The 12,718-nt window shown below is 69.6% G+C and carries 10 protein-coding genes; 2 read left to right on the top strand and 8 right to left on the bottom strand.

From position 1 onward, the window contains the following. Window positions 1–4: 4 nt before the first annotated feature. The 4 genes from E2170_RS09545 to hppD all read right to left on the bottom strand — a co-directional run bounded on the left by E2170_RS09545 (window position 5) and on the right by hppD (window position 4,446). Window positions 5–958, bottom strand: coding sequence for a sodium:calcium antiporter (locus E2170_RS09545; RefSeq protein WP_133000435.1), 954 nt, complete (start codon window positions 956–958; stop codon window positions 5–7). A 59-nt stretch (window positions 959–1,017) separates the two neighbouring features. Continuing rightward, complete coding sequence (locus E2170_RS09540) at window positions 1,018–1,641, bottom strand: lectin (RefSeq protein ID WP_243708135.1); 624 nt, start codon at window positions 1,639–1,641, stop codon at window positions 1,018–1,020. A gap of 94 nt (window positions 1,642–1,735) precedes the next feature. Further along, entirely contained in the window at window positions 1,736–3,058 is a 1,323-nt protein-coding gene (gene hmgA / locus E2170_RS09535) for a homogentisate 1,2-dioxygenase (RefSeq protein WP_133000434.1), read from the bottom strand. A 290-nt stretch (window positions 3,059–3,348) separates the two neighbouring features. Next, entirely contained in the window at window positions 3,349–4,446 is a 1,098-nt protein-coding gene (gene hppD / locus E2170_RS09530; RefSeq protein WP_165942213.1) for a 4-hydroxyphenylpyruvate dioxygenase, read from the bottom strand. A gap of 77 nt (window positions 4,447–4,523) precedes the next feature. Here hppD and E2170_RS09525 point away from each other — a divergent pair, with 77 nt between their 5' ends. After that, complete coding sequence (locus tag E2170_RS09525; protein WP_133000433.1) at window positions 4,524–5,009, top strand: MarR family winged helix-turn-helix transcriptional regulator; 486 nt, start codon at window positions 4,524–4,526, stop codon at window positions 5,007–5,009. Window positions 5,010–5,083: 74 nt separating this feature from the next. Next, entirely contained in the window at window positions 5,084–6,697 is a 1,614-nt protein-coding gene (locus E2170_RS09520) for a tetratricopeptide repeat-containing sulfotransferase family protein (RefSeq protein ID WP_133000432.1), read from the top strand. A gap of 19 nt (window positions 6,698–6,716) precedes the next feature. Here the strand turns inward: E2170_RS09520 and E2170_RS09515 are convergent, their stop codons facing one another. From E2170_RS09515 to E2170_RS09500, 4 genes are all read right to left on the bottom strand, one after another. Continuing rightward, on the bottom strand, window positions 6,717–8,288 hold the full coding sequence (locus tag E2170_RS09515) for a peptide MFS transporter (RefSeq protein ID WP_243708134.1): 1,572 nt from the start codon (window positions 8,286–8,288) through the stop codon (window positions 6,717–6,719). Window positions 8,289–8,450: 162 nt separating this feature from the next. Continuing rightward, window positions 8,451–9,944, bottom strand: a complete 1,494-nt coding sequence (locus tag E2170_RS09510; protein ID WP_165942248.1) for a peptide MFS transporter — start codon at window positions 9,942–9,944, stop codon at window positions 8,451–8,453. 197 nt (window positions 9,945–10,141) lie between these two features. Next, window positions 10,142–11,725, bottom strand: a complete 1,584-nt coding sequence (locus E2170_RS09505; RefSeq protein WP_133000430.1) for an AbgT family transporter — start codon at window positions 11,723–11,725, stop codon at window positions 10,142–10,144. A gap of 92 nt (window positions 11,726–11,817) precedes the next feature. Next, window positions 11,818–12,693, bottom strand: coding sequence for a tryptophan 2,3-dioxygenase (locus E2170_RS09500; protein ID WP_133000429.1), 876 nt, complete (start codon window positions 12,691–12,693; stop codon window positions 11,818–11,820). Window positions 12,694–12,718: the final 25 nt, after the last annotated feature.

Here is a 12,718-nt window from a genome sequence, read left to right as displayed (position 1 = left end):
CGGCTCAGCCGAGCAGCGCGAACTCCAGCACCACCCAGGCCGCGAAGGCCACCAGCAGCAGCCCGCCCTCGCCGCGGCTGACGGTGGTGTTGCCGCGCAGCACCGGCACCAGCAGCAGGGCGAACAGGAAGGCCACCGGCAGCTCCAGGCGCACGAAGGAGGCCGGCACCGGCACGTGGCCCCCGATCGCGGCCATGCCGCCCAGCACCACCAGCAGGTTGAACAGGCTGGAGCCGACGACGTGGCCGGCGACGATGTCGCCCTGACCGCGGCGCGCGGCGGCGATCGCGGCGGCGGCCTCGGGCAGCGCGGTGCCGATCGCCACCAGCACCAGGCCGGCAACCAGGGAGTCCATGCCCAGGGCATGGCCGATGGCGGGGATGTGCGCCACCACCCAGCCGGCGCCGAACCACAGCAGCACCACGGCCAGCGCCACGCGCACCAGGTTCTGGGCCAGGCCACCGCGGGTGGCGGTGAAGGCGTCGATCTCTTCGCGCACCTGCGGCGACTCGTCGCTGGCGCGCAGCGCGGTGAAGGCCACCACGGCCACGAACACCAGCAGCAGGGCCACGCCCTCGATGCGCGACAGGCCGCCGTCGAGCGAGAGCACCACCACGCCCACCGTCGCCAGCAGCAGCACCGCCAGCAACGGCTTCAGCACCCGCCAGCCCAGCACCAGCGGCGCCGCGAGCGCCGCAACACCCAGGGTCAGGCCGATGTTGGCGATGTTGCTGCCCACGGCGTTGCCCAGCGCCAGCGCGCGGTCGCCCGCGGCCACCGCGCGCGCGTTGACCGCGAGCTCTGGCAGCGAAGTCGCCACCGCCACCAGGCCCAGGCCCAGGGCGAAGCGCGGGATGCGCAGGTGATTGCCCAGGCCTGCGGCACCCTTGACCAGCGAATCGCCGCCGAGCGCCAGGAACAGCAGGCCCAGCAAGGTGAATCCGATCGCCTCGAACATGTCCGTCCCCTCCGTTCAGCGCCCGGGCCCGGCCATCGCGGCCGCGTCCGTGGTCCGTATCAGCCGCAGCCTTCGACGTAGCCGATCTGCGGCGGCAGGCCCACGCGCCAGCTGCTCACGCGGCCGTCGGCACCAAGCTCGAAGAACAGGCGCGAGGGCACGGTACCGGCGTCTTCGGGGCTCATCAGCACCTTGGCACCCTCGACGTACTTGTGCGGCGCGACCTGCAGGCGCTTGCCGTACAGGCCCTCCAGCGCCGCTTCGTCCATGCCGACGCGGCCGCCGCCCGGGGCGGTGATCGCATCGGACTCGACGCTGTAACGGACCAGCAGGTCGTCCTCGAACATGAAGGCCGGCCCGCCGTCGTGGTCCTGTCCGGTCGGGACCAGCAGGTGGCAGGCCATGGGATCGGCGACCGCGCCGGCCGCTTCGAGGGGGTTGCCGTTCCAGTCGGCACGCGCCTCCTCGGCCGTCATGCCGAAGTCCAGCGTGCCGTAGCCGTCCATGCGCGAATCGCCCGAGGCCGGGATCGCAGGGGCCGCACCGGGCGGCTCGGTGCCGGGCTCGATGGCCTCGATCGCGTCGGCGGCCGCGTCGACCCCCGCCTCGGCGGTGCGTTCGGCGTTGCAGGCCGCCAGGGCAAGGGACAGGGCCAGCAGGGCGACGGCGGGGACAGGGCGCATGCGGTTGCTCCGGGTGATGGGAGCCCAAGGCTACGACAAAACCGTGCGCAGGCGGCGTGCAGGCGGGGGGGGGCGGCGGGCGGTCGCGCGCCTGTCAGCCGGCCTTGAAGTGCTTGCGCAGCCCCGCCCAGCAGGCCTGGTAGCCGCGCTGGCGGTGGGCGGCGTCGTGCGCCTGCCGCGTGGGCCGGATCACCGCGCGGGTCTCGAACATGAAGGCCATGGTGTCGGCGATCACGTCGGGCTTCGACAGATCGGCGCTGGAGGCCTTCTCGAAGGTCGCCGCGTCGGGGCCGTGGCCGGTCATGCAGTTGTGCAGCGAGCAGCCGCCGGGCGCGAAGCCCTCGGCCTTGGCGTCGTAGGCGCCGTGGATCAGGCCCATGAACTCGCTGGCGATGTTGCGGTGGAACCACGGCGGCCGGAAGGTGTCCTGCGCCACCAGCCAGCGCGGCGGGAAGATCGCCAGGTCCATGTTGCCCACGCCCGGGGTGTCGCTGGGCGAGGTCAGCACCAGGAAGATCGACGGATCCGGGTGGTCGAAGCTGATCGAACCGATGGTGTTGAAGCGGCGCAGGTCGTACTTGTACGGCGCGCAGTTGCCGTGCCAGGCGACCACGTCCAGCGGCGAGTGGCCGATGGCCGCGCGCCACAGGTGGCCCTGGAACTTCGCGACCAGCTCGAAGTCGCCCTCGTCCTCCTCGTAGGCCGCGACCGGGGAGAGGAAGTCGCGCGGGTTGGCCAGCCCGTTGGAGCCGATCGGGCCGAGGTCGGGCAGGCGCAGCATGGCGCCGTAGTTCTCGCAGACGTAGCCGCGCGCGGCGCCGTCGGGCAGTTCGACGCGGAAACGGATACCGCGCGGCACCACCGCGATCTCCTGCGGCTCCACGTCGATGACGCCCAGCTCGGTGGCGATGCGCAGGCGGCCCTGCTGCGGCACGAACAGCAGCTCGCCGTCGGCGCTGTAGAAGAAGCGCCCCTGCATCGACGCATTGGCCGCATACATGTGGATGCCCACGCCGGTGCCGGCCGCGGAGCCGCCGTTGCCGGCCATGGTGAACAGGCCATCGACGAAGTCGACCTTCGCCCCATCGGCGGGCATCGGCAGCGGATCCCAGCGCAGCTGGTCCGGCGTCACCGGGCCCTGGCCGAAGTCCTCGTGCAAGCGTGGCTGCACGAAGGGCTCGAAGCTGCCGTGCATCGCCGCCGGCCGGATCCGGTACAGCCAGCTGCGCCGGTTCTCGTGCCGCGGCGCGGTGAACGCCGTCCCCGACAACTGCTCGGCGTACAGCCCGTGCGCCACCCGCTGCGGCGAGTTCCGCCCCACCGGCAGCGCCCCGGCCACCGCCTCGGTCGCGAACTCATTCCCAAAACCCGACATGTACTCGGTCACGGCTCTCTCCCGGAACGGCTTGAACAGCATTTTTGCCACGGATGACGCGGATGGGCGCGGATTTGCACGGATAGAGCAAAAGCTCTTTTCAGCCACGGATTTGCGCGGATTACGCGGATCTGGCCGAGGCAAGGTTGCTGCCGGAAGCCAACTTGTAAAGAGCAAGTGCGGAGCGTGGTGGTGGTGCCGGCCCCGGCCAGATCCGCGTAATCCGCGCAAATCCGTGGCAAAAAAAGCCCTTCCGCTTTTTCAACCCTTCCCGCTCTATCCGTGCAGATCCGCGCCCATCCGCGTCATCCGTGGTAAAGCGAAGCGTGCTTTTAAAGCACGCCCCGCTTCATCTGGTCGCGCTCGATGCTCTCGAACAGGGCCTGGAAGTTGCCCTCGCCGAAACCCTCGTTGCCCTTGCGCTGGATGATCTCGAAGAAGATCGGGCCGAAGGCGTTCTGGCCGAAGATCTGCAGCAGCTTGCGCTGCTTGGTCTCGGGGTCTGCGTCGATCAGGATCGCGTTCCTGCGCAGGCGGTCGACGTCCTCGCCGTGGTCGGGCACGCGCTGGTCGATCACGTCGAAGTAGGTGTCGGGGGTGTCAAGGAAGGCGATGCCGGCTTCGCGCATCTTCTCCACCGACTCGTAGATGTCGTCGGTGAACAGCGCGATGTGCTGGATGCCCTCGCCCTTGTAGTCGCGCAGGTACTCGTTGATCTGGCTCTTCTCGTCGCTGGACTCGTTGAGCGGGATGCGCACCACGCCGTCGGGCGCGGTCATCGCCTTCGACAGCAGGCCGGTCTTCGCGCCCTTGATGTCGAAGTAGCGGATCTCGCGGAAGTTGAACAGCGTCTCGTAGTAGTCCGACCACTTCTGCATGTTGCCCAGGAACAGGTTGTGCGTGAGGTGGTCGATGAAGGTCAGGCCGAATCCGCGCGGGTGCTGGTCGACGCCCGGCAGCGGCTCGTAGTCGGCATAGACATCGCTGCTGGCATCGTCGATCAGGTAGAGCATGCAGTCGCCGATGCCCTTGATCGCCGGGAAGTCGACGGCGCCGGTCTCGGGCTTGAAATCGGCCTTTTCGCCGCCGTTGGCGAGCACGTGGTCGAGCACTTCGCCGGTCGGGGTCTTGAAGCGGATCGCGAAGCCGCAGGCCGAGGGGCCGTGCTTGGCCGCGAAGTCGGAGGCGAAGGAGTCCGGCTCCTCGTTGAGCAGGAAGTTGATCGTGCCCTGGCGGAACAGGGTGATCGCACGCGCGCGGTGCTTCGCGACGGCGGTGAAGCCGAGCTTCTCGAGATAGTCGCGCATGCGCGCGCCCTGGCCCTCGGGCGCGGCGAATTCGACGAACTCGAAGCCGTTGATGCCCATCGGGTTCTCGAAGGTGGTGACCTGCATGCCGAGGTTGGGCTGGGCCTGGGTCTGGGCGCTCATGGCGGCTCCTGGGAGTGGACGGGAGGGAGGCGCTGTTATAGTTTCATATGAAACCAGTTGCAAGGCGCGACGCAGCAATGAGCCGATCCCCAGACACCCCCAGCGGCCGCGCGACGGACGCGGATACCGGCGCGCTCCTCGACCTCGAACGCTTCCTGCCCTACCAGCTCAGCGTGCTGTCGAACGTGGTCAGCCAGGACATCGCCCAGGCCTACGGCGAGCGTTTCGGCCTGGCGGTCACCGAGTGGCGGATCATCGCCGTGCTCGGGCGCTTCCCGGGCCTGTCGGCGGTGGGCGTGGCCGAGCGCAGCGCGATGGACAAGGTCGCGGTCAGCCGCGCGGTGGCGAGCCTGCTCGAACGCGGCCTGCTGCACCGGGAGACCCACGGCGAGGATCGCCGCCGCTCGGTGCTCGAACTCAGCGAAGCCGGGCGGGCGGTCCATGCCGAGGTGGCGCCGCTGGCCCTAGCCTACGAACGCGAACTGCTCTCGCCGCTGGACGAGGACGAGCGCGCGCAGTTCTCGCGCATGCTCGACAAGCTTGGCGAACGCTACGGCCTCTAGCGGGTCATTCCAGCGGATCACGCGCTACAGTCGTCCGGATATCCGCGGCCACGGCCGCGCCAGCAGACTGCACGATGCCGCCAGACACCGGTCCCGCGGACCGTCCCATCACCACCACCAGCGCCGATGCCTGGCGGCAGGCCAATGCGCTTGCCGCGGCCCGCGACTGGGCCGGGGCCGCCGAAGCCTGCGAGCGCCTGGTCGAGGCCGCGCCAGGCGACGCGGCGGCCTGGATCGGCCTGGCCAAGGCCCGCGGCCGCAACGGCGAGTACCGCGCGATGCACGCCGCCGCGATGCGTGCCCATGCCTGCGGGCCGCGCAGCTGGCCGCACGCGCTGGCGCTGGCGCGCCTGTTGCGCGACCTGCACGAGACCCGCGCACTGGCGCAACTCTCCGCGACCCTGGCCGCCGACGCCGATGCCGCCGCGATCGACGACCTGGTGGCGCTGGCCGACCTGCTCGGCGACGAAGACCTGCACGACGACGCCCTCGCCTGGCTGGATCGCGCCGTCGCGCGCGAACCCACGCACGCCCCGGCGCGCTACGTGCGCGGCAGCGCGCGCCTGTTCACCGGCGACATGGACGGCGCCCGCGACGACCTCGAGCAAGCGATCGCCACCACGCCGCATTTCGCCCACGCCCACCGCCGCCTGTCGCAGCTGCGCGCGGAGGATCCGGCAAGCGCGCGCGCGCGCATCGAACGCCTGCGCGCCGAACGCGCGCGCGTGGCGCAGGGCAGCGAGCACGACGTCCACTTCAGCCACGCCCTGTTCGATGAACTGCACGACCTCGGCGAGCACGAGGCCGCCTGGCCCGAACTCGAACGCGGCATGCGCGCCAAGCGCGCCAGCCTGCGCTACGACATCGCCGACGACCTGCGCCTGGTCGAAGCCATCCGCGCGCGCTGCGACGCCGGCTTCGTCGCCGGACCCGGCTTCGAACCGGCCGCGGACACACCGGCCCCGGTGTTCATCGTCGGCCTGTTCCGCTCCGGCTCCACCGTGCTCGAACGCATGCTCGGCGGCCACTCCGCGATCGCCGCGGGCGGCGAGAGCATGGGCTTCGCGGCGGCGCTGCGCCTGGCGACGGACCACCGCAGCCGCGGGCTGGTGGACGAGGCCATGCTGGAGCGACTGGACACGGTCGACTGGCCGGCACTGGGACGCGCCTTCATCGAAGCCAACGCCTGGCGCGCGCAGGGCCGCGCGCTGTGGACCGAGAAGCTGCCGACCAACGCCCTGCTGCTGGGCTGCATCGCCCGCGCGCTGCCGCAGGCGCGCTTCATCCACACCGTGCGCGCACCGATGGACGTCTGCTTCTCCAACCTGCGCATGCTCTACGGCGGCTTCGCGCCCTGGTCCTACGACCAGGCCGAACTGGCCGCGTGGCACCAGGCGCATGCGGCCCTGATGGCGCACTGGCACGGCGTGCTCGGGCCCCGGCTGGTCGACGTGGTCCACGACAACCTGCTGCGCGCGCCGGAAGCGGAGCTGCGGCGCGTCCTCGGCCACCTGGGCCTGGACTTCGATCCCGCCGTGCTCCGGCCCGAACGCCGCGGCGGCACGGTGGCCACCGCCAGCGCCGCCCAGGTGCGCTCCGGACTGAGGGCGCCGCGTCCGCCGGACTGGCTGCCCTACCGCGACCACCTCGGCCCGCTCGCGGCGGGCCTCGGGGTCGAGCCGCGCTGACCCGCGCGGCGCCTGCGCCTCAGCGGCGCTCTTCGGTGATGTCGATCCCGGCCGCCGCGGACTCGGCCAGCTCCGACTGCCCTGCCAGGTCGTCGTCGCGCAGGGTGTCGAGGTGCATCAGCTTGCGGATCAGCGGCGCGATCACCAGCATCACCACGCCCACGCCCACCGCCAGCCAGCCGACGTTGGAATAGACCTCCAGCACCTTCTCCGGCCCGGCACCTTCGCCGCCGGTCGCGGCCGAGATCAGGCCCGCGGCGAAGTTGCCGGTGGCCGAGGCGAAGAACCAGGCACCCATGATCAGGCTGGCCATGTGCGCCGGGGTCAGGCGGTTCATCGCCGACAGGCCGACCGGCGACAGGCACAGCTCGCCCATGGTGTGGATCAGGTAGATCAGGAAGATGTAGACCACCGGCGTCGCGCCGGCCGTGGATGCGTTGGCGCCGGCGACCAGCGCCAGGAAGCCCGCGCCCACCAGCACCACGCCGATCGCGAACTTGGCCGGCGTGGACGGCTCGAAGCCGCGCTTGGCGAGCCCCAGCCACATCATCGCGAACAGCGGCGCCAAGGCGATGATGTACATCGAGTTCAGCGACTGGAACATCGAGGCCGGGACTTCCCAGCCGAAGATGTGGCGATCCACCGAGCGGTCGGTGAACAGGTTCAGCGAAGCGCCGGCCTGCTCGAACAGCGCCCAGAACAGGATCGAGCCGATGATCAGGTACATCGCGGCAATGATCCGGTTGCGCTCCTCGCGCTGGAGCTTGAACACGGCGGTGAACAGCACGTAGCCGACCAGGATCGCGCCGGCGCCACCGAGCAGGAAGCCGACCAGCTTCTGGTGCTGGATCATGAACCACACCAGGCCCACGGCCGCGAAGCCGAGCACGTAGAGCAGCCATTCGAACTTGATGCCCATCACCGGCGCCGCCAGGCGCTGCGGATCGCGCGACTCGCCGCGGCCCATCAGCAGCGGCTTGCCGACCACGAACACCACCAGGCCCAGCAGCATGCCCACGCCCGCCGCGCCGAAGCCCCAGGCCCAGCCGTAGGTCTGGCCGAGGTAGCCGGCGATCAGCGAACCGAGCATCGCGCCCAGGTTGATGCCCATGTAGAAGATCGTGTACGCCGGGTCGCGGCGGATGTCGGTGCGCGGATACAGCTGGCCGACCATCACCGAGATGTTGGCCTTCAGGAAGCCGGAGCCGACGATGATGAAGGCCAGCGCCAGCCAGAAGATGTTGAGCTCGGCCGCGCCCTGGCCGCCGTCGCCCTCGAAGGCCATCAGGAAGTGGCCGAAGGTCAGCAGCACCGCGCCGAACAGCACCGCCTTGCGCTGCCCGAGGTAGCGGTCGGCGAGATAGCCGCCCACCACCGGCGCGATGTACACCAGCGCGGTGTAGGCGCCGTAGATCACCGAGGCCTCGGAGTCCGAGAACATCCAGTGCTGGACGAGGTAGAAGATCAGCAGCGCGCGCATGCCGTAGTAGGAGAAGCGCTCCCACATCTCGGCGAAGAACAGCATGAACAGGCCGCGCGGATGGCCCAGGATGGTCTTCTGCTCCTCGGCTGCGTATGGATTCGGGGTCACTCGCTACTCCGTGATTGCGCCCGGGCTTCTGCGGGCCGAATCCGCCAAGTTAGCGCGATGCAGGTGCGCAATGGAAGCTGAACGGGGCATCCGGACGCGCGAACGGCGGTCCGAAGGCCGCCGTCCATGGCCTTCTCCCGGGCGCCGGAACGCCCGCAGGCCCTACTTCACCCCGTGCATCAGCCGCTGGATCAGCGGCGCGATCAGGAACAGCAGCACGCCGGCGCCCAGCAGCGCCCAGAAGCCGAAGGTGTAGCCGGCGTGCGCCGATTCGACCGTCATGCCGCCCTCGCCGCTGACGCTGGAGGCGAAGATGCCCGACAGGTTGTTGCCGATCGCGATCGACAGGAACCAGCCGCCCATCGCCAGGCCGGTCAGCTTGGCCGGCGCCAGCTTGGTGGTCATCGACAGCCCGATCGGCGACAGGCACAGCTCGCCCACCGACTGGATGACGTAGACCATGAACAGCGTCCAGAACGGGATCTTCAGGGTCTGCGGATCGACCATGCCCGACAGCGCCAGCATCAGCAGCAGGAACGCCAGGCCGTTGAAGATCAGGCCGAGGCCGAATTTACGCGGGATCGACGGATTCGCCTTGCCCATCTTCACCCACAGCCAGGCCATGACCGGCGCGAGCGTGATGATGGCGATCGAGTTCACCGACTGGAACCAGCCGACCGGGAAGATCCAGCCGCCGAGGTCGCGGTTGACGATGTTCTGCGCGAGGAAGTTGAACGAGCTGCCGGCCTGTTCGAAGAACATCCAGAACAGCACGTTGAAGCCGAAGATGATCAGCATCGCGATCACCATGTCGCGCTGCCGGGAACCCTCGCGGATGCCCTCCACCAGCAGCATGATCGCGGGCACGATGAACAGCGCCAGCAGGATCCAGTTGAGGACGCCGGCCTCGATGGTCAGCAGGAAGTAGTACACCGGGACCGCCGCCACCGCGCCCACGGCCACGGCCAGCACGCGGCCCAGGCCCGGGGCGTCGGCCGGGGGTGCGCCGATGCCCTTGAGCTGGCTGCGGCCGAACCAGAACCACACCAGGCTCAGCACCATGCCCAGGCCCGAGGCGAGGAACACCACCTTGTAGGCCGGCATCGCTTCGGTTCCGAAGACCTTGTCGGCGAGGATGCCGGTCAGGATCGGCGCGATGAAGGCACCCATGTTGATGCCCATGTAGAAGATGGTGAAGCCCGAGTCGCGGCGCTCGTCGCCGGTCGCGTAGAGCTTGCCGACCATGGTCGAGATGATCGGCTTGAACAGGCCGTTGCCGACGATCACGGTGGCCAGGCCGAGCTTCAGCCAGGCGTCGCTGGGAACCGTGATCAGGAACAGGCCCGCGGCCATGAACACGGCACCGAGCAGGATCGCACGCTGGTAGCCGATCAGCTTGTCGGCGACGTAGCCGCCGAAGATCGCCGCCGCGTAGACCAGCGCCAGGTAGGCACCGTAGAGCTCGCTGGCCGGCGCCTCGCCCGAGGCGTCGCCGTTGTGGAACTGGGCCACGATGTACAGGACCAGCGCCCAGCGCATGCCGTAGAAGGCGAAGCGCTCCCAGAACTCGGTCATGAACAGCATCCACAAGGGACGCGGGTGGCCCATGACCTGGGCGAATTCCGGAATGGCGGCGCCGCCAGCCGGCTGCTCCATGCCCGGCCCTGCGGGCTCGACGCGGTTCGAATTCATGCTCTGTGACTCCCCGGTGGATGGATCGGACTTCCGCCCACCCGGGTCCACGGGCTTCGGCGGCGCCACGGCCGCGCTTTCGCCGGTCGTACCGGGCGCAAACTTAGCCCGGACGGGGTGCTTTGGGAACTGCCGTCGCCCGTGGCCCCGGCTCCCGGGGCTCAGGCCGCGGGATAGACGTAGCTCGCCCCCACGCCCAGCGGCACGCCGAAGGCCCAGAACGCCAGCAGGAACAGCGTCCACAGCACCGACAGCGCGATCGAGTACGGGATCATGGTCGACACCAGGGTGCCGATGCCGGCCGACGTCACGTAGCGCTGGCAGAACACCACGATCAGCGGGAAGTACGGCATCAGCGGCGTCAGGATCGTGGTCATCGAATCACCGACGCGGTAGGCGGCCTGGGTCAGGTCCGGCGACACGCCCAGCTGCATCATCAGCGGCACCATGATCGGCGCCAGCAGCGCCCACTTGGCCGAGGCCGAGCCGATGAACAGGTTGACCACCGCGGTCATCAGGATCAGGCCGATGATCGTCATCCACATCGGCAGGCCCAGGGCCTTGAGGAAGTCCGCGCCCTCGACCGCCATGAGCGTGCCCAGGCCCGAGCCGTTGAAGCCGGCAAGGAACTGGGCGATGAAGAAGGCGATGACGATGTAGTAGCCTAGGCCCGACATCGACTTCGTCATCGCCGCGATCACGTCGCGATGGCTCTTCACGGTGCCGGCGACGTAGCCGTAGACCACGCCGGGCAGCAGGAAGAACACGAAGATCAGGGCCACGATCGACTGCATCACCGGCGCCGCCGCGACCAGCAGCGGGTGGCTGCCCTCGGGCACCTGGTCGGCGGCCGCGCGCCAGGGGCTGGTCTCCGGCCACAGGCTCAGCGCGAACAGCACGCCGGCCACCGCCATCGCCGCCAGCGCCCAGCCCAGGCCGCGCTTCTCGGCGGCCGACAGCGGCTCCATCGTCGGCAGCTCGCGGGTGTCGCCGTCGACCTGCATGCGCTGCAGCCGCGGCTCGACGATGCGGTCGGTGACGAACCAGCCGATGGCGATGACCAGGAACGAGGACGCGGTGGTGAACACCCAGTTGTTGAGCGGGTTGACCACCAGCGCGGGATCGAGGATGTTCGCCGCGCTCTGGGTGAAGGTGGCCAGCATCGGGTCCAGCGACGAGGGCACGAACAGGGTCGCCGAGAAGCCGCCCGACACGCCGCAGAACGCCGCCGCGATGCCGGCGATGGGGTGGCGGCCGGCGGCGTAGAAGATCACTCCGCCCAGCGGGATCACCAGCACGTAGCCGGCATCGACCGCGACGTGGCTGAGCACCGCCACCGCGACCAGGGCCGGGGTAAGCAGCTGCTTGGGCGTCACCGACAGCGCGCGGCGCAGGGCGGCGTTGATGAAGCCGGTGTGCTCGGCCACGCCCAGGCCGAGCATCGCCACGAGCACCACGCCCAACGGTGCGAAGCCCAGGAACACCCGGACCATGTTGGCCATGAACGCGGTCAGCGACTCGCCGGAGAGCTGGTTGACGATGCGGATCGGCTCGCCGCTGCGCGGATCGGCGGCGGCGAAGTCGATGCCCGACAGCGCCCAGGACAGCGCCCAGACCAGGAGCATCAGCAGCAGGAACAGCATCGCCGGATCGGGCAGCCGGTTGCCTATGCGCTCGATGGCATCGAGGGCGCGGGCCATGGCGCCGCGCGGCGCCGTTGCGGTGTCCGGATCGGGTTGCTGCATGCGGGATTCCCCTGATTGCCAGGGGGCGATCCTAGCAGGCACCGGCGCGGGCGCCCGCGCCGGGATCCTGCCGCCGGATTCCTCCAGTGCGTTCAGTACGCGGCGTCGGCGCCCTTGCCGCCGATCCGGGTGCGCACCTCGAACAGCTCGGGGAAGAAGGTCAGGTCCAGCGCCTGCTTGAGAAAGCCGACGCCGCTGGAGCCCCCGGTGCCGCGCTTGAAGCCGATGATCCGCATCACCGTGCGCATGTGGCGGAAGCGCCAGAGCTGGAACTCGCTCTCCAGGTCCACCAGGTCCTCGCAGAGGTGGTAGGCCTCCCAGTCGGCGGCGGTGTCGGTGTAGATGCGTTCGAACACCGGCACCAGGTCCTCGTCCATGACGTGCGGGCGGGTCCAGTCGCGCTCCAGGTGGCGCTCCGGCACGGCGTGGCCGGTCCGGGCCAGGTGGCGCAGGGCCTCGTCGTACAGGCTGGGCGCCTCGAGCGCGCCGCGCAGCATCGCCTGCGCCTCCGGGTCGTGGGCGAAGACTTTGAGCATGCCGGCATTCTTGTTGCCGAGCAGGAATTCGACCGTGCGGTACTGCGCCGACTGGAAGCCCGAGGACGGCCCCAGCAGGTCGCGGAACTCGGCGTACTCGGAGGGCGTCAGCGTCTCCAGCACCGACCACATCGCAGTGAGCTGGCGCAGCACGCCCTTGCAGCGGGAGAAGATCTTCTGGCAGGGATCCAGGCGGCCCTCGCGCAGGTGGCCGACGGCGGCCTGCAGCTCGTGCACCAGCAGCTTCAGCCACAGCTCCGAAACCTGGTGCTGGATGATGAACAGCATCTCGTCGTGGTGCGGCGGGCTGGACACCGGCTCCTGGGCCGACAGCAGCCGGTCCAGGCGGAGGTAGCCGCCGTAGGTCATGCGCCCGGACAGCTCGGTGTAGATCCCGGCCTCGAGGGCACGTTCATTCTTTTCAATGCTCATGCGTGAAAGGTTAACGCAGGGCGTC

It is taken from the genome of Luteimonas arsenica (genome assembly GCF_004352825.1).
GTDB classification, from domain to species: domain Bacteria; phylum Pseudomonadota; class Gammaproteobacteria; order Xanthomonadales; family Xanthomonadaceae; genus Luteimonas; species Luteimonas arsenica.
Note: the sequence above shows the minus strand (reverse complement) of the source record. Positions and strands in the feature narration are given on the sequence as shown.

Coding starts and splice junctions, on each gene's coding strand:
- E2170_RS09525 (WP_133000433.1), top strand. CDS start 4,524: ATGAGCCGATCCCCAGACACCCCCAGCGGCCGCGCGACGGACGCGGAT.
- hmgA (WP_133000434.1), bottom strand. CDS start 3,058: ATGCTGTTCAAGCCGTTCCGGGAGAGAGCCGTGACCGAGTACATGTCG.
- E2170_RS09500 (WP_133000429.1), bottom strand. CDS start 12,693: ATGAGCATTGAAAAGAATGAACGTGCCCTCGAGGCCGGGATCTACACC.
- hppD (WP_165942213.1), bottom strand. CDS start 4,446: ATGAGCGCCCAGACCCAGGCCCAGCCCAACCTCGGCATGCAGGTCACC.
- E2170_RS09505 (WP_133000430.1), bottom strand. CDS start 11,725: ATGCAGCAACCCGATCCGGACACCGCAACGGCGCCGCGCGGCGCCATG.
- E2170_RS09545 (WP_133000435.1), bottom strand. CDS start 958: ATGTTCGAGGCGATCGGATTCACCTTGCTGGGCCTGCTGTTCCTGGCG.
- E2170_RS09520 (WP_133000432.1), top strand. CDS start 5,084: ATGCCGCCAGACACCGGTCCCGCGGACCGTCCCATCACCACCACCAGC.
- E2170_RS09510 (WP_165942248.1), bottom strand. CDS start 9,944: ATGGAGCAGCCGGCTGGCGGCGCCGCCATTCCGGAATTCGCCCAGGTC.
- E2170_RS09540 (WP_243708135.1), bottom strand. CDS start 1,641: ATGCGCCCTGTCCCCGCCGTCGCCCTGCTGGCCCTGTCCCTTGCCCTG.